Source organism: Psychrobacter sp. H8-1, from assembly GCF_904846575.1.
In the GTDB taxonomy this organism is placed as follows: domain Bacteria; phylum Pseudomonadota; class Gammaproteobacteria; order Pseudomonadales; family Moraxellaceae; genus Psychrobacter; species Psychrobacter fulvigenes.
Map to the genome: position 1 here is coordinate 1,227,730 of NZ_CAJHBG010000001.1, position 25,915 is coordinate 1,253,644.

The window sequence follows — 25,915 nt, forward strand, 5'->3', positions numbered from 1 at the left end:
TAGGACAGCCCCTTTATTTTTATTGGCTTTCTAAATCTTGTGCTTCAGTAACTGCAAGCGCAGTCATATTGACCACACGGCGAGCTGTCACTGATGGCGTTAAGATATGAACAGGCTTGTTCACCCCTAACAAGATAGGGCCGATAGAAGCACTTGCGGTTGCCGTTTTTAGCAAGTTAAAGGCAATGTTTGCCGCGTCAAGTGTTGGTAAGATCAGCAGGTTTGCCGCCCCTTTAAACTCACTCGAAGGGAAGTCTTCTAAGCGGATTTGCTCACTGAGTGCCGCATCACCTTGCATCTCACCATCAAACTCAAAGTCTACATCCATCTCTTTTAGGAGCTGATAGACTTTGCGCATTTTTACCGCACTGGCACGATCAGAGGTACCAAAGTTTGAGTGCGAAACCAAAGCGACACGTGGGGTGATACTAAAGCGGCGTAGTTGTTCAGCAGCTAATACTGTCATTTCTGCCAATTGCTCAGCAGTAGGGTCTTCATGCACATAAGTATCAGCGATAAAGATATTACGATCTTGCATGAGTACTGCGTTCATCGCATAAAAGTCATTCACGCCTGCTTTTTTGCCAATCACGTTTTGGACGTATTTTAAGTGTAAATGGTAATGGCTGAATGTACCACAGATCATACCATCAGCATCGCCATTTTCGACCAATAGCGAACCAATTAGAGTGGTTTTTCGGCGCACATCACGGCGGGCAAGCTCGATACTAACGCCATTACGTTTGTTGTTTTCGTAATAACCCTTCCAGTATTCTTTATAGCGTGGGTCATCGTCTTGATTGACGATAGTGACGTTGACACCGTCTTTTAGGCGTAAGCCCAGTTTTTCGATATTTTTTTCGATAATGGCAGGACGACCTACTAGGATTGGTTGAGCCAGATGCTCATCAACAACCACTTGTACGGCCAATAGCACGTTTCTATCTTCACCTTCACAGTATACGATACGCTTAGGATCTGCTTTGGCACGGGCAAAGATTGGCTTCATTACAAATGCAGAGTTGTATACAAACTCAGATAAGCGCTGACGATAAGCATTAAAGTCTTCAATCGGCAGTGTCGCCACGCCAGAGTCCATCGCTGCTTTTGCAACAGCAGGGGCAATCTCGATGATTAAGTTTGGCTCTAGTGGTCCTGGGATGAGGTAGTCACGACCAAAGCTCTTCATCGCTTCAATGTCTTTGACGTTGGTGGTTGGTGTTGCCTCAACGTGTGCCATGGCAGCGATTGCGCGTACGCAAGCGATTTTCATCTCTTCATTGACGGTTGTCGCGCCTACATCTAACGCACCGCGGAAGATGTAAGGGAAGCATAAGGCGTTGTTAACCTGGTTTGGATAGTCTGAGCGACCAGTTGCCATAATCACATCTGGGCGTACAGAATGCGCCAGTTCTGGCATGATTTCAGGGGTTGGGTTGGCAAGTGCAAAGATGATAGGGTCTTTTGCCATACGGCGAACCATGTCTGTGCTCAAGATACCTGGCATAGATAGACCCAAGAACATGTCCACATCGTCCATGACTTCTTCTATGGTAGTGGCGTCAGTGTCGCGAGCATAGCGCTGCTTGGATTCATCAAGGTTTTCACGACTGGTACTGATGATACCGCGTGAGTCAGATACTAGGATGTTATGAGCATCAACGCCAAGGGCGCAGATTAGGTCTAGACATGAGATGGCAGCTGCACCAGCGCCTGAGCAGACAACTTTAATCTCTTCGATTTTTTTGCCTGTTAATAATAAAGCGTTGAGCATGGCAGCGGCAACAATGATCGAAGTACCATGTTGGTCATCATGGAATACTGGAATGTTCATACGTTTACGCAATTCGCGCTCGATTTTGAAACACTCAGGTGCTTTAATATCTTCTAGGTTGATACCGCCAAATGTTGGCTCAAGAGCAGCAACGGCTTCGATGAATTTGTCAGGATCGTTTTGTGCCACTTCGATATCAAAGACATCAATACCAGCGAATTTTTTGAATAGTACCCCTTTACCTTCCATCACTGGCTTTGAGGCCAACGGACCGATATTACCCAATCCCAGTACGGCAGTACCGTTAGTAATAACACCAACCAAGTTGCTACGTGCTGTATATTTGGCAGCCAGCTTTGGATCTCTTTCGATCTCAAGACAAGGCACTGCGACACCTGGCGAATAAGCCAGTGCTAAGTCACGCTGGTTTGCCAGCTGCTTGATAGGGGTGACCGAGATTTTACCAGGTCTAGGAAACTCATGGTAATGCAGAGCTGCTTGTTCAAACTGCTCTTTTTCCATATTAGGATTATCCGTATTCAAATTGGTATCGTCATTCATCATAGTAATGGCCATGGTTGGAATAAATTGAAATAAAATAAAATGTGACAAATAAATGAGTTAACGCCTGACCTAAAAATCATTAAGTGCAGTTTGCTTAATGGCAATCAAATCCGCTATGAATAAGCGCTAACAGACCGATATAAACCAAGCAGCTGCAAGTAAATTATTAAAAGGTAATGCAAAAGTAAACTGGCGATAATCTGCGCTTAGTTGACATCCTAAAACAGCAAGCTAACAAAAATAACCATTCTAGCATTTTTGCTAATTCACTGCCTAGTCAACTATGATGGGATGCGCAAAATATATCATAAATTGATAACGAACATTTAGCCAGTTGATAGTGATAAAAAACTGAACTTTTTTCAATAAAAATACAAACCGTCAGTCTTTGGTTATAAGCCCATGCTAATCATCAGAACACACAAGCAAACATAATCAAGCATTTAGGAGGAGCAGCTTATCGGCATTTGCGGCGCATTAGGAGCAGGTGGGCTACTATCCAATGCTGTGGCGATATCCTGTACGGTATATGGGCTAGCAAGCAGGTCATATAATCGAGCCACTTCTTCAAACTGTCCTTGTTCAGCGGCAGTAATAGCACGCTGCGCCATGCTATTGCGCAGTACATAAGCTGGATTATTGGTTTTGAGGCTGTTGATGACTTGTTCAATTGGAAACGATTGTATCTGTGCCAAATAGCGTGTTGACCAATCCTCCCAAGCTTGTAAGGCTTCACCTTGGAGCTCGCTGGTCAATGTCAGCAGTAGTTGCTGCTCATAAGGGTGCTCATCCGGGGCAACCAATCCTAATAAAGCGCGGAAGCCATTGGTATAATCCAACAAGTTGTCTTCTAATAACGTCAGCCATTCAAAAGCGATGGTGAGGCTTTCGCTTTGATGTGGTAGCCCAAGCTTGCGGCACAGCCCTTGTTGATAATGCTGCATAAAGGTGGCTTCATAAGGTGCTAGGCAATCGGCCAGCGTTTCGCGAGTCACGCCCTCTAAGCGCATAAAGTGCGGAAGCCAAATGTTGAGATTCCAGTGTCCGATGGCTGGCTGGTTTTGATAGGCATAGCGTCCAGTATGGTCAGAGTGGTTGTTAATCCAAGCAGGATTGAAGCGCTCCATAAATCCAAACGGGCCAAAGTCCATGGTACTACCAGTGATTGAAAGGTTGTCAGTATTCATGACCCCGTGGGCAAAACCAATCAGCTGCCAATCAGCAATCATGCGTGCCGTACGCTCGACCACCTTCTGCAAAAATGCCAACACTGGCGTGTCGCTGTCTCGGCATTCTGGGTAATAAGTATCGATCATATAATCGGTAAACTCACTGAGCAAGTCAGGGGCGAAGCTTGCGATCCACTCTATATGGCCAAGGCGAATATGACTATCGGCCACCCGCATCAATGCCGCACCTGCTTCCATACATTCGCGGCGTATGGGCGTGTCAGATACCACAAATCCAAGGGCGTTAGAGGAGGGGATACCAAGCTGATTGAGCGCATGACCACACAGGTATTCACGAATGGTGCTACGGAGTACCGCGCGTCCATCGCCCATTCTTGAGTAAGGCGTCAAGCCACTGCCTTTGAGGTGCAAGTCTTGCAATTGGTCGTTATCATCCAACACTTGCGCCATGAGTAAGCCGCGTCCATCGCCCAACTGTCCCGCCCACTGTCCAAACTGATGACCTGCATAGGCCATGGCTAGAGGTTCAAACTGTGCAGGAACATACTCGCCACCGAGGATATCGACCCAGCGTGCCATTAGGTCTTCATCCTCTGTCCAGCCGAGTTGCTCTGCGACTGACAGGTTGAAGTGTCCAGCCCTTGGGTTTTTTAAGGGTGTTGGTGGCTGCTGATGATATAAGCGTGGATCTAGATGGACGTAAGTATTGTGGTAGCGCATAGATAAGCGGTTCCTAATTAGGTAAAGACGTATTTATATTTTGTGACTTTTAAGTAGATGATTGTAAAACAAATGACTATAGACAAATGCTTTTAATCAATGAAGGACTAAGCGCCTCATCAATAAAAGTAAATAACCTCACTATAACATAGCTAGAATACGACATCACAAGGCTCTGTCCGTATCTTGTAATGTACTTTTTAAAGGCTTTAGATAGATGTTTTTATTACCTTTAAGACATAAAAAACCCTCTATCTGTAGCAGATAGAGGGTAGGAGAAACGTTACAATATTTGTGCTCAATCAAGACTCAATCAGCCATGGTTATGCGGCTCTGCTGCTATGACCAATCGAGCGGAAAGCTGTTTTTAAGTTATCATTATGCTCATGAATTTTCTTTTCAATCTTGGCATATTCAAGCTTCAGCTTGTCATCTACTTCATGTAAGCGATCTGCAAACTCAGTCTTTTTCATCTCAACGGCTTTCGCTTTTAGCGCTTGCCACTCTTCTACAGTCTGCGTAAAGGCATCGTATTCAAACTTAATACGATCTTGGAAGCTCTGCATCGCATGAGGTACGTCGATGTTGTCAGCGTTTAAGTCATCAATTGTTTTCTGAGCCTTCTTAAACTGCATCTGTACTTCAGCATGTTTGATAGTTGTGTCATCTACAGTACGTAGCTCAGTGGTTAAGCCAATTTTTGACAAGCCAGCAATCAACCATTTGGTTGGGTCGTACTGCCACCACTTAACCCCATTACGATAGTCGTATTGGAAGAAGTGATGGTAGTTATGATAACCCTCACCCCAAGTAAAGATGGCTAATATGAAGTTGTCACGCGCCGTATTGGTATCTGTATATGGACGGTTACCAATCATATGACACAGTGAGTTGATAAAGAAGGTGAAGTGATGAGTCAGTACCAGACGTAGCAAGCCAGCCAATACTAAGGTGCCCCAGACATCACCGATCAACCAACCAACTGCTGATACCAAACCAATATTGGTAGCCAGTACCCACAGACCATAATATTTATGCTGGATTTGCAGCACTTTGTCTTTGGTCAAGTCAGGAATGTTTTTGTAATCAAACTTACCACTTGGATAGTTGCGTAGCATCCAGCCAATATGACTAAACCAAAACCCACGCTTCGCTGAGTACGGGTCATCTAGGCGATCATCGACATGACGGTGATGGCTACGATGTCCAGAGACCCAATCAAACGAAGAACCTTGTACTGCTAAGGTTGCACCCAGCAATAAAAAGTTTTTGACGACAGGGTGCGCTTTGTAGGCACGGTGTGCCAACAGACGGTGATAGCCTGCCGTAATACTAAGGCCTGTCCACACCATAAAGGCACCAAAGACGCCCCAAACTGGCGCACTGACTTGGTGGTTCATTAAATACCAAGGAGTAATGATTGCCGCAGCAATCGGCGTCGACACCAAAATAACTGCTGGTATCCAGTTTATTGGCGCTTTTTTAAACTCAAGTTCTCGCAAGCTCAAGGTCACAGCCTCATCACTCATTGCGACGTCACTTGGGCTGGTAGCACTTGCATAGCTACGTTTTGTAGTAGGCTGCTCATCGAGCGCACCTTTCGCTTTGGCATCATCAAACCAAGTCTTAAAACGCGACGCTTGTACGGTCGCATTTTGTAAAATGGTGTCGCCAGATTTGATAGCGAAACGTAAGCCTTTAAGCGGTAAGCCAATTGCTTTTTTTGCAATCATGTAATATTCCTAACGATATTAGTTTCAGGCCCTATATTAACCTAAATAGAGGAGAAAGTGAACAGTCATACACTAGAAAAATATTGCAATAACAATAACTTGTATGAATATATAGATTATATGAGATTAATACCTTACTAGCTTTCAGGAATTAAGCAAAAGTGTAACGATAAGCGAATTCTTGTAGCTCAATGACCACTCCTCGTTAGCTCATAAGGTGACTGTAAAAGCTGATATTTATCAGTCTTTTATACAAATACATAGTATTGCTCGATAAGAGGTTCATACAAATGGACACTATCGTATTCTATAGAGAGTGAGTTTATCATGTCTGTGTATCAGCTCTGTTGCCAAGCTATAAAACTAGGCCAAGACAACTATGCTACAACAACTACGCCATGAAGTTGAGAAACCATCAAAGCGCGTTTTGAAATGAGACAGGGGAATGAACAGGCGACAAAATCTGTGTTGGGATGTCGGTGATGATAAAGTCAACCTGCCATTTTACAAGCTGTTTGATGGTTTCGATATCATTGACCGTCCACGCGCTCACAGGTAAGCCGTAACGATGAGCATTGGCAATGATAGCTTGAGTCAGAAGTGGGTAGTGGATACCTAACTGGGTACAGCCCAGTTGTAGCGCAGTGTTTGGTGCAGAAGCGAGCAATTCTGGCGTGCGAATGAGCAAGCCACGTGGGATTTTTGACAGTAAGGTATTACGCTGTAGTTGGGCAAGGAGTTGTATATCAAAGGTGGTCAGGACGATAGGTAAGCTGGCAAGAGGAGTGTCTATCAAATAACGCGTCAATGCCCCAATCAATTTGGGGTAGTTTGTCCTGTCATGAGTTTTGATTTCCAGCTCGATATGGGCAAATTGAGTCAGCGCTGACTGCTCTTGTAAGGGTAATGTTTGATCCGATGCTGGCAATGCTTGAGCTAATCTATCTAAGGTAATAATTTGATGCCCAAACTGTAAGTGGCGCTGAATCTCAGCCAAACTCAGCTGATCAACGCGTGACTGTAGCCTGCATAGCCGCTGTAGGGTATCGTCATGAAAGACAATCAAATGTCCATCAGCGGTTAGCTGCACATCAAGCTCAACCCCTGCCAAGCCGCGTGACTGTAAGCGCTGAGCATGATGAAAGCCAAACAAAGTGTTTTCTAGTGCTTCATTACGTGCACCGCGATGTCCGAGAAGTCGCGTATTTCCAAGTTTTATCATAGAGCATATATTTTCATGATCAGTTGTTTTTCAATCAATTTAGAATTTATCGTTCAGATTAAGGATACGCCTTAGTGAACACATAACTTTGTTATGGTTTTGCAACCAAAGGCAGGCTTTGAGTGAGTCGATGAGATTTATTTGTATATCAACGGTCTTCATTGATGAACAAGGCTTGCAAACTCCGTATAATAGCGTAATTTTATTCTTCATGGTATACAGCTTTTCATTGTCAGTGACACAAACTTATAACGCTAAAATAGCCATATAGATGATACAGTCCATCGCTGACGGTATGAATCAGTAAATTAGGAGCAAGGCAGATATGAGCGTAGCAAATAAACGTTGGAGCAAGTGGCAAAAGGTTGCCGGAATCAGCATGGTATGTGGTTTAGCCCTTGCAGGCTGTGATCGCTCAGAAAAAGAGGATGCAGCGACTGAAAATGCAGAATTAACAGAACAGCCAACTGCCAGTGAAAATGCGGCAGCAACCTCTGTCAGCTGTGATGACGCTATGGTACAAGATCGTCTCAAAACTGCTCTAAAAAACACGCTCAATCAACAAGCACAAACGCTGGCTGCCAACTATGCTAACGAGGCAGAAGTCAGTCTAAGCAGTGGCGCTGTCAGTGACAAAGTCAATGGCATTATGATTGATGTGCAAAATGCAGCGGTATTACAAGCAGCGAATGCCAACGGTATGACGACGTGTCAAGCAAGTGTCAGCATGACATTGCCAAGTGAGGATCTGTATCAAGCCAGCCAAGTACATGCTGCAAACAATCAGCCGAGCTTGCAAACTCGTTTGGCGCAAAATAACATCCGTATCAACAACAACATGCTGGTCGATAATGCCTTTACTTACGTGGCAGGAGCTCAAGGTGGACAGGTTCAGGCTCGTATCGCAGGCCAGCCAGCACTAATCGCTATCGTTGCGGATGTGATGGCAGGCTCTGTATTTAAGTCGGTCATGGATGAAGAGCAAGCTAAGCGTCAAGCTGCAGAAGCCGAACGCCGTGCGCAAGAAGCTGCTCGTCGCCGCGCTGCGGCTCAAAAAGAACGCGAAAATCAGGCCAATCGTCAGCCAAGTGCTGTGACACCTGCTCAGCCAGTACGTCCCGCTGAACCTGCTACGCCGCCGACTATTAATCAAAGTAACACGGCAGTGACGCCTAGCGCCAACGCTGCGGCACCAGTCACGCCAGCAGTACCTAAGGCTGTACCAAAAGATGACAGTATCGATATGGTCATCATCGAAGATGAAAGCGCTACTTATTAATCAGAAAAGCATTAGTTATAACTACTATCATAAGACAAACCAGCCTATCATTTAAATAATGGGCTGGTTTTTTTATGTGCATATATGGATTATTGATCCTTGGCAAACTTCTGTAAGACTTGACTGTCCCACAGTACTTCTGAGACTTGCTCTGGATCAGTACAAAAGCGTGCCGCTACAAATAACCAGTCAGACAGGCGATTGATAAAGCTGATGGCCGTACTACGAATGGCTTCTGGGCGTTGCTGCTGTAGTAGCACCGCTTGGCGCTCAGCGCGGCGGCAAACACTTCTGGCCACATGGAGTTGGCTGACCAATACTGAGCCTGTCGGCAAAATAAAGTCTTTTAGTGGTGGCAGGGTCGTATTCATCGCATCAATCTGCTGTTCTAACCATTCGATGTGAGTTGCATTCACGCCTTCATATTCTGGCATCGCAAGCTCACCACCGATATTGAATAATAAATGCTGAATGATGACTAAGGCTTGTGCAAAGTCCAGATCGCCTTGATCGCCTTGTTCTAAACGCTTAGGTTCTAAACGCTCAGGCAGTTTTTTCTGAGCAGATTGATCAGTGCTAGCGGTCGTCACCGCTTGGGTAAGATGGGAGCGAACCAGACCGATATGAGAGTTGAGTTCATCGATATCACCCATGACGCTGAATAAGTTATCAGCTTTGCTCACTCGGCTGCCATCTGCCATCCCTGTACTGCCATCATCTCCAGTGCGCGTATATATCTTGCTTAAGCGATTGCCCATAATTTCTAAATCCTTAACGGTTTTATCGTTCAATAGTGTTAGTTTCGCGCTCATTGTAGTATTTTACGGCGGTTTTCGCTAAGATAATGGGTTAAGTTTTATAGTGTAGCTGTATTCATGGCTAGCGCAAAACATTGCATAAACGTTTTTATTTATCACTCAAGCATTTTTGATGTTTTTATAACCTCATTGTATCCATTGTATCCATTGTATTTTTAATCACAGGGCTATTTTATTATGACCACACCACTTGCAGACGCTATGTCTCAGCTTGCCATTTATGATTCACTCACTGGCGGTAAACGCCAGTTTGAGCCGCTCAAAGCAGGGAAGGTAGGTATGTACGTGTGCGGAATGACCGTCTACGACTATTGTCATATCGGACACGCACGGGTCATGGTTGCCTTTGATATGGTGGTGCGCTGGCTAACCAAGCTAGGTTATGACGTCAATTATATCCGTAATATTACCGATATCGATGACAAAATCATCACGCGTGCTGCCGAAAATGGCGAAGATATTGGTCAGCTTACTCAGCGTTTTATTGGCGCAATGCACGAAGATGCGGATGCGCTCGGTTGCCTAATGCCAAACGCTGAGCCTCGCGCCACCGATCATATCGACGAGATGCAGCAGATGATTGAGACCTTGGTCACAGGCAAGTACGCTTATGCAGGCAATAATGGTGATGTTTATTATGCTGTCGATAGCTTCAAGGACTATGGCAAGTTATCCAAGCGTAATCTGGACGATATGCAAGCAGGCTCGCGGGTAGATGTCGAAACTGACAAGCGCAACCCCTTTGACTTTGTATTATGGAAAGCGGCGAAACCTGGTGAGCCGCAGTGGGCATCACCATGGGGCCAAGGGCGTCCAGGCTGGCATATTGAATGCTCTGCGATGTCGACCAAGTGCTTGGGCAATACTTTTGATATTCATGGCGGTGGTCATGACTTGCAGTTTCCGCATCACGAAAACGAGATAGCCCAGTCTGAGGCAGCGACTGGCTGTGAGTACGCACGCAACTGGATGCATGTCGGCTTTATCAATGTCGATGGCGAAAAGATGTCTAAGTCACTTGGCAACTTTTTTACCATTCGTGATGTGACAGCAAAATATCTGCCAGAAACGGTGCGTTTTTTCTTATTATCAAGCCATTATCGTAGCCAAGTAAACTTCTCTGATAGTGCCTTGGATGAGTCGCATAATAGCCTAAGCAGACTATATAATGCTTTAAAACTGGCTGAGCAGCAAAAAGGTCAGACGCTAACAATCAATGATGAACTGATAAATGAGGCTTACAGCAGCACTGCGGGGCAAGATTTTATCAAAGCCATGAATGATGACTTTAATAGCTCAACAGCCATCAGCGTATTATTTGGGCTGGCACGTGATATCAATAAAGCCATTAAAGCCGAAGAGGTGGATACGGCATGGCAATTGGCGCAGCAGCTAAAAGCATTGGCACAAGTGCTGAATATACTGCAGCAGCCAGTACAGAAGTTCTTGCAAGCTGCGATTGGCGGTGAGCAAGAGGGAAGTCTAACAGATGCAGATATCGATGCGTTAATCACCGAGCGTAACGATGTCAAAGCCGACAAAAACTTTGCGCGTGCAGATGAGATACGCGATCAGTTGAAAGAGGCGGGGATTGAGCTTGAAGATAGCCGCGCAGGTACGACATGGCGCCGTGCTTAGTGGCGTCATACTTAGCAGCAAGCTGCATCATATACAAACGGTAATAAATTAAGTCAGCGTTGCGCTGGCTTTTTTTTGCAGACTACTTTAGGTTAACTTAATACCATGGCAGAGACTTTTAATCGTATGCAAATGCCTCCTCAACTCTCAAATAAGAACACTGCTCATCAGACTCAAAACCGTACTCATAGCGAGAGTGCGATAGAGAGCACCATAAAGAGTGCTGATGTCATTGGTGTGCGCTGTTATCAACGTCATAGTACTCTGCAATTAATCCTTGGCTGCTTCGTGATTGTACTCAGCTTTATTTATATACCTGCTCATGCTGCAATCAATGCTGACCAACAAAACTCTAATAAACAAAGTAGCAGTCAGAACAATGACGAGTCGACGCAAGCGCATCAAGAGACTGATAAACCAGATAATTTAATTGAGTATGTTGGGCAAAAGGTCAATACGATCACAGAAGAGGGTATCAGTGCGTCTGAGATTGCTGATGAAGTGTTCGATCCTATCGAGCGCAAGGCGGTAGAGCAAGCTGGCAATTTACAAGGTGATTCAGGACTGACAGGGGAGTACAACCAAAATTACTACCCATTGACCAAGCTCAATACAGGTCTGCCAATATTATCTGAACCGCCAAACTTGTCAACGCCACTGGCGACTTTAGAGTTTTTTCAGTCGGCAGTGATGAAGCAGCAGTTTGATTTGGCTGCTTATGCGCTCAATATGAATTTGATTGATAGTAATACTCAGCGCAGCCGTGCGCTTGAGCTGTCTAAGCGTCTGGATTTTTTATTATCCAAAAAAGAGCTTTATGTCTTTGATGACTTGCCTGATCGTCCAGATGGGTTGATTGAGCCACCTTTAGGCAATACCAGTAGTGTGATGGGTATTCCTAGGCGTTCTATTCAGCTTGGCTATATCGATTATCGTGAACGCCGTGTACCTATTTACTTGGAGCGAGTACGGGTTGAGGATAATGCGCCTCAATGGGTGTTTTCGGCGCAAACGGTTGGTAATATCGACAATCTGTATGAACAATATCATCCAGCAGAGTTTGAGCGTTACTTGCCCACATGGATGAAACTTAAGTTTTTTAGCATTGCCCTATGGGAGTTCTTAGCGCTAGGATTGTTTTTCTTAATGACCATGGGCATAGGTTGGCTGCTCAGTAAAGGTACTGAAAAAATCATCAGCCGTTATATTGATACTGAAAAGTACAGCGCTTATGTCGGCAGTACGCATGGTGTGGCAGATTTAGTCAGTAAGCTGACCGTCCCTTTGACATTTAGCATCAGTTTTTCGCTGGTTTTTACTTTGGTATCAGGTGGGTTTCCCTATCTAGATGCCGTGGCATCATCAACTCGCCCAATCATTTGGGTTGGCTTGGTATTCAGTACCATGTGGCTAGGCATACGAGTGATTAACTTTTTTGCCAATCGTTACCAAAACCTGCAAATCGAAAACCTCGCTGAAGAACATTTCGATAAAGAACGCCGTCGCCGTACTTATGTATCTATTTTTCGCCGGGTATTCATATTTGTCATGATTCTGGGCAGTATCTGGATAGGTCTCAGTGAGTTTGCCAACATGGAGGGGCTAGGCAAGACATTATTGACTTCGGCTGGTATTGCTGGCGTGGTCATCGGTATTGCCGCGCAGCCTATATTGGGTAATATTATCGCCGGTGTGCAGGTAGCTGTTACTCAGCCAATTCGTATTGGCGATACAGTAATAATGGAGGGGGATTGGACGACGATTGAAGATTTGCGCTATACCTATGCGGTGTTAAAGACTTGGGATGAGCGGCGATTAATCGTGCCAATGCGCTACTTAATCAGTGAGGTGATAGAGAATTGGTCGCATACCGAAGTGCATCAAACCTGTGTCGTTTATCTGCACGTTGATTATGGTGCTGATATTGATGCTATTCGTCGAAAGTATATTGAATTGGTCAAAGCAAATACGTTATGGGATGGTGAGACTGAGCCTGAGCTTTTGGTGGTATCTGTCAGTGAAGATACCATCAAGCTGCGTGGTAGCTTGGCATCTGATGGTCCGATAAGTGCTTTTGCTTTGGAGTGTCAGGTACGTGAGCAGATGCTGAAATATCTCTATCATGAACAAAAAGAGTATTTGCCAGCTGAACGCATTATCTATAAAGATGCAAGTCTTAAAGAAAAAAGAGACTAGGAATTGATGCGTTCAAAAGAAGCCAGATATTAAGGTATCTGGCTTTTCTTATGAATGGTGTTTCATCTCAAAAGTGTCAACTAATTTTGGGAGTGAGGTTATAAAATAAGCTGATAAATATATCATGCGGTCAGTCAGCTTATTTGTTATAATATGGCGTTATTTTTAAGGGTTAATTCAGTTATTAAGCGTTTATGTGATTAAGTGTTTGGAGAGTTTAGATACGCTATATTTGTGAGTCTATATTTCTACTAGGTTAATTACTGCTGATAAGTTAATAACGAACGTTTATCGTCAGCGTTTGAAAGCTATCACTTATTGTTTGATTTTATGGTGCTAGCGCAGATTTAATTTATCCACTTAATGCTGCATTACCCACCCATCAAGATAACCACCACTAGGGGTATGTATGTTGCGCATTGTCGATGAAGCCTTAACCTTTGATGACGTTTTATTGTTACCAGCCTATTCTGAAGTCCTGCCAAAAACTGCCGATCTGTCTACCCGCCTGACTAAAAACATCACACTCAATCTTCCGCTTATCTCTGCAGCTATGGATACGGTGACTGAATCTGAAATGGCGATCACGATGGCGCAGTTAGGTGGCATGGGCATCTTACATAAGAGTATGGATATCGCCAAGCAAGCTACCCAAGTACGCCGCGTCAAGAAGTTTGAAGCAGGTACGGTAGTCGATCCTATCACTGTACATCCTGAGATGACTATTGGCGACTTAATACAGTTGACCGAAGACAATAATATCTCAGGCGTACCTGTAGTCGAAAAAGGCACGGATAAAGTCGTGGGCATCGTGACCCACAGAGATTGGCGCTTTGAGACCAATTTATCACTGCCAGTTAGTCAAATTATGACACCAAAAGACCAGCTGGTCACGGTACATGAAGGTGAGAGCAATGAGAATATCAAAAGATTGCTCCACGAATATCGTATCGAAAAAGTGATCGTTATTGATGATGACTTCCGTTTAAAAGGTCTTATCACGGTTAATGACTTTACAAAAGCTGAAAACAATCCAAACGCTTGTAAAGATGAAAAAGGTCGCCTCCGTGTAGGCGCAGCGGTCGGTACTGGTGCAGATACGCAAGCACGTGTTGAAGCATTAATCGATGCTGATGTCGACATTATCGTCGTTGATACAGCTCACGGTCACTCAAAAGGCGTGATTGACAAAGTATCTTGGATTAAAAAGCACTATCCAAATGTACAGGTAATCGGCGGTAATATCGCAACGGGTGATGCTGCCAAAGCCTTACGTGACGCTGGTGCAGACGCGGTAAAAGTGGGCATTGGTCCTGGCTCTATTTGTACCACTCGCATCATTGCTGGTATCGGTGTGCCGCAAATCTCAGCCATTGATAACGTTGCCAGCGCCCTACAAGACAGCATTCCACTGATTGCTGATGGTGGTATTCGCTATTCTGGCGATATGGCAAAAGCCATAGCCGCTGGTGCATCGTGCATTATGGTAGGCTCACTCATGGCTGGTACCGAAGAAGCACCAGGTGAAGTTGAGCTGTTCCAAGGTCGTTACTACAAGGCTTATCGCGGTATGGGTAGTCTTGGCGCCATGTCAGGCTCAAACGGTTCATCAGATCGTTATTTCCAAGATGCCAAAGATGGCATAGAAAAACTGGTGCCAGAAGGTATCGAAGGTCGCGTTCCTTATAAAGGGCCAGTCGCTGGTATCGTCAATCAGTTGGTTGGCGGTCTGCGCTCATCAATGGGATATACCGGTTCTGCGACCATCGAAGAGATGCGCAGCAAGCCGCAGTTCATTAAGGTCACGTCGGCTGGCATGAAAGAGTCGCATGTCCATGATGTGCAAATCACTAAAGAAGCGCCAAACTATCGAGTTGATTAGACTGGCGCGTTGATTAAATAATAGTCTTAGATGATTAGTATTTGGTATATTATGTCATAAGATACAAACAGCCAACAATGCTCGTGTGTTGTTGGCTGTTTTTTTTGTAAAATAGGACATCAATAATTCGCCTTACAGATAGGATGGATTTAATCTCTTACTCTTAGTGGCTAGCATAAGGATATAAAAATAATGAGCTATTTTGGCACCGATGGTATTCGTGGAAAATTTGGTGAGCTTCCGATCACCCCTGATTTTATTTTGAAACTAGGCTATGTGACTGGCCGCGTACTGATAGAAAATAACGACAATCCTGCACGCAGACCCAGTGTGGTTATTGGTAAAGATACTCGTCTTTCAGGCTATGTGATTGAGGGTGCATTGCAAGCAGGTTTTAATGCCGCTGGTGTTGACGTTCATATGCTAGGGCCATTGCCAACCCCTGCGATTGCACATTTGACTCGCAGTTTCCATGCGGATGCTGGCATTGTTATTTCAGCCTCGCATAACCCTTATTACGATAACGGCATTAAACTGTTTTCAGGTGATGGCAAAAAACTCACCGATGAGATGCAAAACGCCATTAATGATAAGCTAAAAGCGATCATGAGTGGAGTAGAGGACGAAGATGCAGACGGTCTACTAATGCCTATAATTGATCCAGCACAGTTAGGTAAAAACCATCGTATTGATGATGCCAAAGGTCGTTATATTGAATTCTGTAAAGGCAGTTTTCCTTATCAGTATGACTTAGGCGGTCTTACCGTAGTAGTAGACTGTGCCAATGGTGCAGGTTATAGCGTGGCACCGCGTGTCATGCGTGAGCTTGGTGCCAATGTGATAGCCATCCACAATAAACCTGACGGCATCAACATTAATGAGAACTGTGGTTCAATGAACCCTGAAAGCTTGCAACAGGCAGTGTTAGAGCATAACGCTGATGTTGGGATTGCCTTAGATGGCGATGGTGATCGTATCGTAATGGTTGATGAGGCCGGCAAACTGGTTGATGGCGATGGTATTCTCTATGTGCTTGCTACTCAAAGTCAGGATCGTACGGAAGGGGTCGTTGGAACGCTCATGAGTAACATGGGACTGGAGCTGGCACTCAAAGCGGCTGACATTGAGTTTACCCGTGCAAAAGTAGGCGATCGCTATGTGATGCAAGACCTAGAAGCCAATGGTTGGATACTTGGCGGAGAGCCATCGGGTCATATCTTGTGTTTAGACAAGAGCCGTACAGGGGATGCGATTATCGCAGGGCTACAAGTGTTGGCAGTGATGCAAGCTCAAGGTAAAGCCCTAAGTGTATTGATGGAAGGTTTTGAAGTGTTGCCTCAAAAGCTGGTCAATGTGCGTTTGAATAAGATGCAAGATCCTTTTGAGCATGAAGAGTTGGTTGCTGCTTTTGACAAAGCACAGGCGACGCTAGAGGGTCGAGGCCGTCTACTGATTCGTCAGTCGGGTACAGAGCCAATGATTCGTGTGATGGTTGAGTCAGATGATGAGATAGAGTGTGATGTAATGGCCAATGACTTAGCCGATCATATTAAAGCAGTATTGGGCTAATAGCATTTAATATGAAAATAAGACAAAAATGAGGAATCACGATGAGCATGGATTTCAGCGATCAACGTCGCTCATATGAGAAAGGCGAGCTTGATCAACAGTCAGTACCAGCGTCACCATTTGAGCTGTTAAGCGCTTGGATGAATGAAGCAATAGAGCAGCAAGTGCAAGAGCCTTATGCGATGAGCTTAGCCACTTGTGGCGCAGACAACAAACCCAGTGTGCGTATTGTGTTGCTGCGTGAGATTACAGAGACTGGTGTTGTCTTTTATACCAATTATGAAAGTGCCAAAGGGCAAGATATCGCAGAAAACCCAAATGCAGAAGTACTCTTCTTTTGGCATGAGCTTGAGCGTCAGATTCGTATCAGCGGACATATCGCTAAAATAGATGCTGGTAAATCTGCGGCATACTTTCAAAAACGTCCGCATGATAGCCAAGTGGGGGCGTGGGTGAGCCAACCACAAAGTGGTGAAGTCGCCAATCGTGAGGTAATGGAACAAACGTTTGTAGATTTGCAAAACGACTATCCAGAAAATAGCCAAGTGCCAACGCCAGAGTTTTGGGGTGGGTATGAGATTACGATTGAGCGTATTGAATTTTGGCAAGGGCGTGCCAGCCGCATGCATGATCGAATTGTTTATACGCAGGATGGTAGTGCTGATACAGACAGCTGGATAACCAAACGTTTGTTGCCATAAGTCATAGGTTAGCTAATATACACCAATTATATTCAAACTGGTTTAAAATCGATATAGTGCTGCTAGAGTATTTTCTTCTAAAATGTAGTAGCGAATTACAAAGCCCAAGTTTATCTTGGGCTTTTTATTTGGGTGTTAACGGGCATATTACTTAATTACCAATAATATTAAGTGTCTGATAAGTACGCTGTTTTACAGAGGCTGTGCTTGACGCTCCTGATAACTCGGGTCAAACTATGAAGCTGAATGATTGGTTTCTATCAATTAATAATAGGCAATTAAAATAAGAATAAATAAGCACAGTCCTGTGCTGAACCATTTATACGGAGAGCAAAATGGATTTTGCGCAAATCGTTCCACCTACAACGCCGAGTGCGTGGCTCGACATGGATGCCCTCGATCATAATATCGCGCTCGTCAATCAAAAGACCCAAGCCGTTAATCTGCGTTTAGCCACCAAATCTATTCGCTCTGTCGATGTTTTGCATTATATAAAAGACCATTCTCCCAATTTTATCGGCCTTATGTCCTATGCCGCCGACGAGTCAGTGCATCTGCTTGAGAGTGGGTTTGATAATATTCTTTGCGCTTATCCAACACTAGATATGATCAGCGTCGTAAAAACGTTTGAACATACCAAACAAGGCGCAACCATGATTTGGATGGTTGATCGCCCTGAGCATGTAGATGTTCTGAATCAAGTCGCTAAAGAGAATGATGTGGTTATTGATATCTGCCTAGATATTAATATGTCGATGCCACTGCCAAAGCTGTATTTTGGTACCAAGCGCTCCGCATTGCTGAGTAAAAAGGACGTGAAAAAACTACTTAAGCACATCAAAAAATCAGCCAATGTGAATGTCTGTGCAGCCATGGGTTATGAGGCGCAAATTGCAGGATTGTCTGAACATCTACCAGGTAAAGCGTTATTGACACTTGCCATCAAACTATTAAAAAAACGCTCGCAAAAACAAGTCAGTCAGCGCCGTGGCTCAATCATCAATTGGTTAAACAAACAAGGCTATCAGTTACAGCTCGTCAATGGTGGTGGTAGCGGTAGTATGGACTTTACCTCAAGCCAGCCTGAAGTTACCGAAATCACGGTAGGGTCAGCGTACTACAAACCTGCGTATTTTGACTATATGGAGAGTATGAATAATTTTCAGCCAGCTGCTGGGTTTGTATTACCTGACACGCGCCAGCCTGAAAAAGGCGTGATTACTTGTCACGGTGGTGGCTTTATCGCCTCGGGTGCGATAGGGGTAGATAAGGCACCTATTGTGCATTACCCCTCTAATTTATCTATATTAAATGACGAAGGTTTTGGGGAGGTGCAAACACCCATGACGGTTGCTAAAGTTAGTAACAAAACGACTAAGGGTGAAAGTGAGCTAAAGATTGGCGATGCTGTCTGGTGCCGACATGCCAAAGCGGGCGAGCTATGTGAGCACTTTAATGCGCTTATATGTTATCGAAGCCCTAGCAAGTATGCAGATAATTTAAATAATGAGGAGGCTATCGCTAGTGAGGAAGTTGTCCAAACTATGACAACTTACCGAGGAGAGGGCAAATGTTTTCATTAAGACAATGGCAAAGGAATAGTGAGTGGCAAAATTGGGTAGGTTATGTGACCGCTCAGCCTGAGCAAAAACTCACGCCTTCATCGCTAGAAGAGCTACAAGATATCATTAAGAGTGCACGAGCTAATAAAAAGCGCGTGAGAGTGACAGGTGCTGCACATTCTTTTAGTGGCTGCGGCAAGCCTGAAGAGATTGCTGTTAGTTTGCATAATATGCGCGGGCTCATTTCAGTGGATGCTGAGGCCAAACTGGCGACTTTACATGCTGGCACCTATTTACACGAAATTGGCGAAGCGTTAAAAGAGCACGGTCTGGCATTAGAAAATATGGGTGACGTACAAGCACAGACCATCGCAGGCGCTGCCAGTACTGCCACTCATGGTACAGGGATTACCTTGGGCTCTATTGCCAGTCAAGTTGTGGCTTGGGAATGGGTGGATGGGCGCGGGCAGATACATACTCATCATCGGGGCGACCCAAAGACAGATGATCTGGGCAATGCCTTACATGTGAGCCTTGGCATGTTGGGTGTATTTACCAAGTTAACGCTAAAAGTTGTGGAATTATACGGGCTGCAAGAACGCAACGAAGTGTTAGATTTTGAAGAAGGGTTAGCAAGGTTTTATGATACTGCTCATGCTCATCGGCATTTAGAATGGTTTTTATTTCCAGGCACCAATAAGTTGCAGCAAAAAACCCTATCAGTGATCGAACCCAAACCGATGAGTAGCATACAAAAAGCCAAAGACCAATTTGACAGTGTGGTGACGCTTAATGGTGCTTTATATGTGTTGTGTGAGCTAGCGCGAATGAAACCATCATTGACAAAAAAGGTCAGTGAAATATCAGCCAATTCCATTCCAAACACCAAGCGAGAAGGGTATAGCTATGAAGTGTTTCCGACACCGCGTGGCGTGAAGTTTAACGAATCAGAGTATTTTATTAAGCTGTCAGATTTTGATGAATGTATCACCGAGGTCAATCGTATCTTATTAGCAGACAATAAAGGCTCGCACTTTCCCATTGAAGTGCGCACGCATAAGGGTGAGACTGGCATGCTAAGCCCGACTCAAGGTGAGGACTGTGCGGTATTATCCTTTCATGTGTATAAGGGCATGGAATGCGAACCACTATTTAAATGGCTGTATGAGTACATGAAAAAATGGCAGGGTCGTCCACACTGGGGTAAAGTCAATAAACTCAATCATGTTGAGCTACAGCATCTATATCCCAAGCTTAATCGGTTTTTAGAAATTCGCCGTGAGTACGATCCTGATAATGTGTTTATGAATAGCTGGCTTGAACAGAAGTTTTTAAATCAGAGCCTTTAGGTTCTCCAAATCGACAACCAATATGCTTCTGTTACGCGCATAAAAAAACAGCTCTTGTTAGGGCTGTTTTTTATACATCCAATAATTATTTAAAACTTAGACAATCAGTAGTTAGACTAAGACATTAAATAGATTGGTCATGATTCGCTTCCAAACGCATACTGCGCTGGTAGCTATCAAGACTGGCTAATTGCAACGCATACTGCTTGATATGTGGATAATCTTCCAATGCTTCACGCTTAGCCAGCATAATCAAATCAAACGACAGCATAAAGTCAGCACCACTTAGCTTGTTGCCAACGATAAATGATTTACCTTCGACCTCATCGTTTAGATAGCTTAACAGTTTGTGCTTTTCAGCAGCGATGTAGCCATTCAAAAACTCATTGTCAGTGATGCCAGCTTTATTAGTAAACAACTCAAGCAACAAAGGCACCATAAGCGAGCTTTCAGCAAAATCAATCCACTGTAGGTAATGCCCATAGTCACTGCTATCTATGGCAGGGCGCAAACTATCAGGTGCAAAGCGTTCAATTAATAGTTGGGTGATCGCTCCTGATTCTGCGTACATCACCCCATCTATTTCGATAACTGGTGATTTACCCAGTGGGTGTACTTCTTTGAGACTGTCTGGTGCCAAATTGGTTTTGGCGTCACGTTGATAGCTGACAATCTCATAAGGTTCGCCAAGCTCTTCTAAGAGCCAAAGCGTACGTAGCGAGCGCGATTGATTAAGATGATGTAAACGAATCATAATATTAGCCTTTTTTGCTTAGTATGTTGTGTTATTCATCAATCGAATGCCATTAGCCTTTAAGCTTAGCAATCAAACGCTTGGCTGCTGCTTCTGATGAGGCTGGATTTTGACCCGTAATCAATAAACCATCTTCGACCACAAACGATTCCCAATCAGCAGCTTTTTCATAGTTGCCACCATTGGCCATCAGCGCATCTTCCACTAGGAATGGTACCACGTCGGTAAGGCCAACTGCTTCTTCTTCAGTGTTAGTAAAGCCAGTAACGGTCTTACCTTTTACTAAGTACTCGCCATCGATCTTGACATTTTTAAGGGCGGCAGGAGAGTGACAAACAAAAGCAACAGGCTTATCTTGCTTGACAAAGGTTTCAATCAAATTGATTGAGTTTTCATCAACGGCCAAATCCCATAAAGGACCATGGCCACCAGGGTAGAATACTGAATCAAAGTCTTCCGCTTTCATATCAGCAAGCTTTTTGGTGTTGGCAAGATGCTTTTGCGCATCGCTGTCTTCTTTAAAACGCTTAGTATCTTTTGTTTGCGCGTCTTCAGTATCGCTACTAGGGTCAAGAGGTGGCTGACCGCCAGCAGGAGAGGCGAGAGTTACATTGACACCAGCATCCAAAAACGCATAGTAAGGTGCCGCGAATTCTTCTAGCCAAAAGCCAGTTTTTTTACCAGTATCGCCCAATTTATCGTGTGAGGTTAGTACCATTAAAATATTCATAATTGTCCTTATTTATTGTTAATATTATTTTTAAATGATTGATGGTTAGCAGTCATTTTTAACTATTCGTACTGAGCTAATTGTTCGTACTAAATTAACTTAATATCGTCATTAATGATGACTGCCAATAGTATTCATGGTTAGTGTGTCACTTTCAGTAGTTGTCTTAACCAGTTGTGTTGTTAAGTCGTTATTTAACGTCAGCTACTTTGACTACTGTTTTACCGAAGTTATCGCCATTTAGCATACGAACGAAAGCATTTGGTGCATCGTCTAAGCCTTCAGCGATAGATTCTTTAGTCTTCACAGCACCTGACTCAACCCATTTGCTCATGGTTTTGAGGAACTCTGGGAAGTGATCGCCATACTCTTCAAAGATGATAAAGCCTTTGATGGTTAGACGGTTGGCCAATACTTGACCCATTAGCATACCTAAACGATCTTTGCCATCAGGCAGTTCAGTGGCGTTGTATTGTGAGACCAGACCACATACTGGGATACGTGCATGAGCATTTAGTAATGGTATCACTGCGTCAAATACTTTACCGCCGACGTTTTCGTAATAGATATCGATACCATCTGGGCAGGCTGCTTTTAATTGTTCAGCGAAATCATCGGCTTTATGGTCAATACAGACATCAAAGCCAAGCTCATTCACTGCAAAGTCACATTTCTCTTTACCGCCTGCGATACCAACGGTGCGTACGCCATATTGATTACCAACTTGACCAACCGTTGCGCCAACGGGACCGGTTGCAGCAGCGACGACGAGCGTCTCACCTTTTTGTGGTTTACCGATATCAGTCAAACCCATATAACCAGTAAAGCCGGGCATACCCAATACGCCTAAACCATAAGAGGGGTTTGGCATATCTTTATCGAGTTTCAGCACGCCTTCGCCATCACTGACGCTATAATCCTGCCAGCCTGAATTTGATACAACCAAATCACCGACGGCAAATTTATCAAGGTTAGATTCAACGACTTGAGCAACTGTTGCGCCCATCATTACATCACCAACTTCTAACGGATCGGCATAGCTTTTTGCATCGCTCATACGTCCACGCATGTAAGGATCTAGTGATAAATAGACAGTACGTAATAGCATTTCGTTGTCATTTGGCGTTGGGATATCGCTGGTGGTCATGTCAAAGTTTTCAGCTTTCGGTTCACCATGAGGGCGGCTTGCCAGTTTAATTTGACGGTTTGTTTCTTGGTTTTGATGTTTATTAAAGCTCATTTTAATAATCCTTATTTTATTTATTGGTTTATAGTTTTAAAGTATAGTTTTGGTTTTAGAGTATAGGTTTTAAAGTTAGCAGCCACTCGACAGTGAATGGCTACTAATAATAAAAAAATACGCAAAGCCGCTGTTTTATATAAAGTTATTATTTTTATTTACTTATATTCTCAGCTTACGGCTTTTAAGAGAATTTACGACTATTAAGCGGCACTGGTTAACGAACGTTCTAATATACGACGTGATACTTCTAAGTCATTGTTACCGTGTTCGCCCAGTTTTACCATGTTATGCGCTTCAAGCTGTTTGATGATTGGGTCAATCGCTGACTTATCTAATTCAGCATCTGCTAAGCTAACTGGTAGGCCAAGGCTACGGAAGAAGTTCTCGGTATATACGATAGCAGTCTCGATGATGCTGTCGTCGTCTTGTTTTGTATCAGTATTGCTATCGAGAGCCCAAACGTTACGGGCATATTGAAGTAACTTGTCTTTTTTGCTGTCTTTCAGCTCACGCATAACTGAGGGTAATAATATGGTTAAAGTGCGAGCATGATCAATGCTATGTAATGACGTTAATTCATGGCCGATCATGTGTGTTGTCCAATCTTGCGGCACGCCCGAGCCAATTAAGCCGTTAAGTGCCATCGTTGCGCTCCACATAATGTTCTGACGTGTTTCTAGATTATCTGGATCTGCTTTGACCGCTGCACCTTCTTCAATCAAAATCTTCAGTAAACTTTCAGCAAAGGTATCTTGCACTTTTGCATTGACTGGATAAGTCAGGTATTGTTCCATGACGTGTACAAAGGCATCCGCAACCCCATTCATTACCTGACGTTCAGGCAAGGTTAGCGTCTTAGTAGGATCTAGAATTGAGAACTTAGGGAAGACCAGTGGACTACGAAAAGGGAGTTTGGCTTGACGTTCGCTATGGTTGACGACACCGCCATTATTCATCTCAGAACCAGTCGCTGGAATAGTGAGTACCACCCCTAAATCGATGGCATTATCAATGTTTGCACAACCACTAAGCAGTGCATCCCATGCTTTCTCACGTGAGACAGTGCTGTCGTCTTCGTTAAGTGAAGACACGAGCGCGACAAACTTACTGCCATCAATAACTGAACCACCGCCAACCGCTAATAGAAAGTCAATGTTATGCTCATTAACCATATCAGCTGCTTTAAGCAGAGTATTAAATTCTGGGTTTGGCTCGATGCCGCCAAACTCAAATACTTCGCGGCTACCACTTGCTGCTAGTGCGGCTCTGACTTCATCTAAAGTACCTGTGCGTTCAGCCGAACCGCCACCATAAGTAATAAGTACTTTTGCCTCACTAGGAACTAAATCTGAGAGCTTTTCGATTTGGCCTTCACCGAAGACAATACGGACTGGATTGTAGTATTGAAAGTTTTTCATAAGATTCCTAAGTTTTATTGAGTATGTTTGAGTGTTTTAACAGTCAGTTTTTAAAAAATAAATTATGCTGTTTTTCGTATGTAGGGCTATTTTACATTAATTAGACCGGTCGTCTAGAGGTGTTTACAAAACACTCGTAAAATTGTAATTTAAGAAAAATCGTATATAAAACTAGAATAATAAAGTCATCAAACAGAAATTAAGGTGAAAGCTTGGTCGCTCACATGTGGCCAAGCGCTGCTCAGATTACTTTGAGAGTAGGGCAGCTAATATGAAAATGACAGACAGAAAAACCAGTTTAATATGGCTAAAAGGCTAGGAATAATGGATCTTAAAAATACTTTGTAAAACTTGAAGCTAACTATAAAAGGGGATACAGAGTAAAGAGCCGCTATTAGCGCCCCATCTCAGTAGTCGTCATCTGCCATACCTCTGCAAGAGGGGTATTGGTTTGACTGATTTTAGCAATCAAACTGGCGCCAAGCCAGGCAAAATACCAACGTTTTGCCATGCTCTCAGCAGCGATATTGCCAGGCTGCGGCACCGAGCTATCTGCCCAGCCCGCTTTGATCTGTTCGGCAAGCCAGTTGATGGTTTGCCCATAGCCGGCATGAAGTGCTTTGCGCATTGGCTCTGACAAGTCTGCCACTTCGGCACTCAGTTTAACCACCAAGCACTTTTCATGATCACAGCCATTCTGCTGTGTGTCATACCAGTTTTGAAAGTAGTTATAAAGCTTCTGCTGCGCACTAATATCTTGGGCATTGATAGCCTCAAGGCGATTCTTATATTTGGTAAAGTAATGATTGATAATCGCTTCACCAAACGCTTCTTTTGAAGCAAAGTAGTGATAAAAAGATCCTTTTGGAACACCCGCTGTATCTAGTATCTGCTTGATACCAACAGCAGTAAAGCCCTTTTGCGCAATGAGTTGATAGCCTATCGCTAGTAGATGTGCCTTTGTGTCTGCTGGCGTGGTACTTAAAGGTTCGCTACTTGATGAAGCTGTAGTTTTAGACATAACAGTCAAATTCTCCTTGGAACAATGTTTGATTATTATAGATATTTTAATAAATAAGGTGTAAGTCATCGTTGAACACTATAATGCATAGTACCATTAGACCAGTCGTCTATCAAGTTAGGTTTTGACACGCTATAATTTTTATTTAAGTTTTTATGCAAAGTGTATTTAAAGTTGCTAGACATGCTCATAAAAAAAGACCGCTTTTATGGCGGCCTTTTGTGTGAGTATTAATTGAGCTGTCTAAAACTGTCCTATCGAGAATGAAAACCTAACAAGGCTTCTATTTCTTCAATAGAAATATTTTTAACGAGTGCTTGCTCTTCTACTGACAAACGATTGGTGTGTTCTTTTATCATCGTATGAATGCTACGAGAGATCTCTGATGTCGTTGCATAATACATTTGCGGCTCTTCCTTGGTAAGCTTCGCCAAAAACTTATTGACGATCTTACGTTTTTCTTCTGGTGTGTTTTCTTCAGTCATATTATTCTCCTAGAAATGAGCCATTTAAGCAGTCCGACGAACTTGAGTCAATGTATATCATAATAAT

19 protein-coding genes are annotated in these 25,915 nt (G+C 43.8%); 8 read left to right on the plus strand and 11 right to left on the minus strand.

All coding sequences use genetic code 11. The features are described from left to right. Positions 1 to 19: 19 nt before the first annotated feature. The 4 genes from JMY01_RS05170 to JMY01_RS05185 form a co-directional block, all read right to left on the minus strand. Complete coding sequence (locus JMY01_RS05170) at positions 20 to 2,335, minus strand: NADP-dependent malic enzyme (protein WP_201577219.1); 2,316 nt, start codon at positions 2,333 to 2,335, stop codon at positions 20 to 22. A gap of 446 nt (positions 2,336 to 2,781) precedes the next feature. Further along, entirely contained in the window at positions 2,782 to 4,248 is a 1,467-nt protein-coding gene (locus JMY01_RS05175) for a YdiU family protein (RefSeq protein WP_201574586.1), read from the minus strand. 323 nt (positions 4,249 to 4,571) lie between these two features. Further along, positions 4,572 to 5,777: a fatty acid desaturase gene (locus JMY01_RS05180; RefSeq protein ID WP_201577222.1), complete on the minus strand. Its 1,206-nt coding sequence runs from the start codon at positions 5,775 to 5,777 to the stop codon at positions 4,572 to 4,574. A 619-nt stretch (positions 5,778 to 6,396) separates the two neighbouring features. Next, positions 6,397 to 7,203, minus strand: a complete 807-nt coding sequence (locus tag JMY01_RS05185; protein ID WP_201574587.1) for a glycerophosphodiester phosphodiesterase — start codon at positions 7,201 to 7,203, stop codon at positions 6,397 to 6,399. 325 nt (positions 7,204 to 7,528) lie between these two features. On the opposite strand from JMY01_RS05185, the gene JMY01_RS05190 reads away from it, so the two are divergent. Further along, positions 7,529 to 8,482, plus strand: a complete 954-nt coding sequence (locus JMY01_RS05190) for a hypothetical protein (protein ID WP_201574588.1) — start codon at positions 7,529 to 7,531, stop codon at positions 8,480 to 8,482. 89 nt (positions 8,483 to 8,571) lie between these two features. Here JMY01_RS05190 and JMY01_RS05195 read toward each other — a convergent pair whose 3' ends face one another. Beyond that, complete coding sequence (locus JMY01_RS05195) at positions 8,572 to 9,240, minus strand: cob(I)yrinic acid a,c-diamide adenosyltransferase (protein WP_201574590.1); 669 nt, start codon at positions 9,238 to 9,240, stop codon at positions 8,572 to 8,574. 237 nt (positions 9,241 to 9,477) lie between these two features. Between JMY01_RS05195 and cysS the strand changes: the two genes are divergently transcribed. The 7 genes from cysS (at position 9,478) to JMY01_RS05230 (ending at position 20,197) form a co-directional block, all read left to right on the plus strand. Continuing rightward, positions 9,478 to 10,938, plus strand: coding sequence for a cysteine--tRNA ligase (gene cysS, locus JMY01_RS05200; RefSeq protein WP_201574591.1), 1,461 nt, complete (start codon positions 9,478 to 9,480; stop codon positions 10,936 to 10,938). A gap of 105 nt (positions 10,939 to 11,043) precedes the next feature. After that, positions 11,044 to 13,134, plus strand: a complete 2,091-nt coding sequence (locus tag JMY01_RS05205; RefSeq protein ID WP_227677687.1) for a mechanosensitive ion channel family protein — start codon at positions 11,044 to 11,046, stop codon at positions 13,132 to 13,134. 409 nt (positions 13,135 to 13,543) lie between these two features. After that, positions 13,544 to 15,016: an IMP dehydrogenase gene (gene guaB / locus JMY01_RS05210; protein WP_201574592.1), complete on the plus strand. Its 1,473-nt coding sequence runs from the start codon at positions 13,544 to 13,546 to the stop codon at positions 15,014 to 15,016. A gap of 192 nt (positions 15,017 to 15,208) precedes the next feature. Continuing rightward, on the plus strand, positions 15,209 to 16,585 hold the full coding sequence (gene glmM, locus JMY01_RS05215; protein WP_201574593.1) for a phosphoglucosamine mutase: 1,377 nt from the start codon (positions 15,209 to 15,211) through the stop codon (positions 16,583 to 16,585). Positions 16,586 to 16,632: 47 nt separating this feature from the next. Then, positions 16,633 to 17,286, plus strand: coding sequence for a pyridoxamine 5'-phosphate oxidase (pdxH, locus tag JMY01_RS05220; RefSeq protein WP_201577230.1), 654 nt, complete (start codon positions 16,633 to 16,635; stop codon positions 17,284 to 17,286). Between the two features lie 335 nt (positions 17,287 to 17,621). After that, positions 17,622 to 18,869 carry an alanine racemase gene (locus JMY01_RS05225; RefSeq protein WP_201574594.1) on the plus strand — a complete coding sequence of 416 codons (1,248 nt, stop codon included), beginning with the start codon at positions 17,622 to 17,624 and terminating at the stop codon, positions 18,867 to 18,869. Next, positions 18,857 to 20,197 (plus strand): D-arabinono-1,4-lactone oxidase, encoded by a 1,341-nt coding sequence (locus tag JMY01_RS05230; protein ID WP_201574595.1) that lies wholly within the window; start codon positions 18,857 to 18,859, stop codon positions 20,195 to 20,197. The genes JMY01_RS05225 and JMY01_RS05230 overlap by 13 nt, the downstream gene beginning before the upstream one ends. A gap of 124 nt (positions 20,198 to 20,321) precedes the next feature. Here JMY01_RS05230 and JMY01_RS05235 read toward each other — a convergent pair whose 3' ends face one another. The 6 genes from JMY01_RS05235 to JMY01_RS05260 form a co-directional block, all read right to left on the minus strand. Further along, positions 20,322 to 20,951: a glutathione S-transferase family protein gene (locus tag JMY01_RS05235; RefSeq protein WP_201574596.1), complete on the minus strand. Its 630-nt coding sequence runs from the start codon at positions 20,949 to 20,951 to the stop codon at positions 20,322 to 20,324. A gap of 52 nt (positions 20,952 to 21,003) precedes the next feature. After that, positions 21,004 to 21,681 carry a type 1 glutamine amidotransferase domain-containing protein gene (locus tag JMY01_RS05240; protein WP_201574597.1) on the minus strand — a complete coding sequence of 226 codons (678 nt, stop codon included), beginning with the start codon at positions 21,679 to 21,681 and terminating at the stop codon, positions 21,004 to 21,006. Positions 21,682 to 21,871: 190 nt separating this feature from the next. Further along, positions 21,872 to 22,921: an NADP-dependent oxidoreductase gene (locus JMY01_RS05245; protein ID WP_201574598.1), complete on the minus strand. Its 1,050-nt coding sequence runs from the start codon at positions 22,919 to 22,921 to the stop codon at positions 21,872 to 21,874. Between the two features lie 203 nt (positions 22,922 to 23,124). Beyond that, on the minus strand, positions 23,125 to 24,342 hold the full coding sequence (locus JMY01_RS05250; RefSeq protein ID WP_201574599.1) for an iron-containing alcohol dehydrogenase: 1,218 nt from the start codon (positions 24,340 to 24,342) through the stop codon (positions 23,125 to 23,127). A gap of 394 nt (positions 24,343 to 24,736) precedes the next feature. Continuing rightward, positions 24,737 to 25,363, minus strand: a complete 627-nt coding sequence (locus JMY01_RS05255) for a TetR/AcrR family transcriptional regulator (RefSeq protein ID WP_201574600.1) — start codon at positions 25,361 to 25,363, stop codon at positions 24,737 to 24,739. Between the two features lie 254 nt (positions 25,364 to 25,617). After that, positions 25,618 to 25,848, minus strand: coding sequence for a hypothetical protein (locus JMY01_RS05260; RefSeq protein WP_201574601.1), 231 nt, complete (start codon positions 25,846 to 25,848; stop codon positions 25,618 to 25,620). Between the last annotated feature and the right edge of the window lie 67 nt (positions 25,849 to 25,915).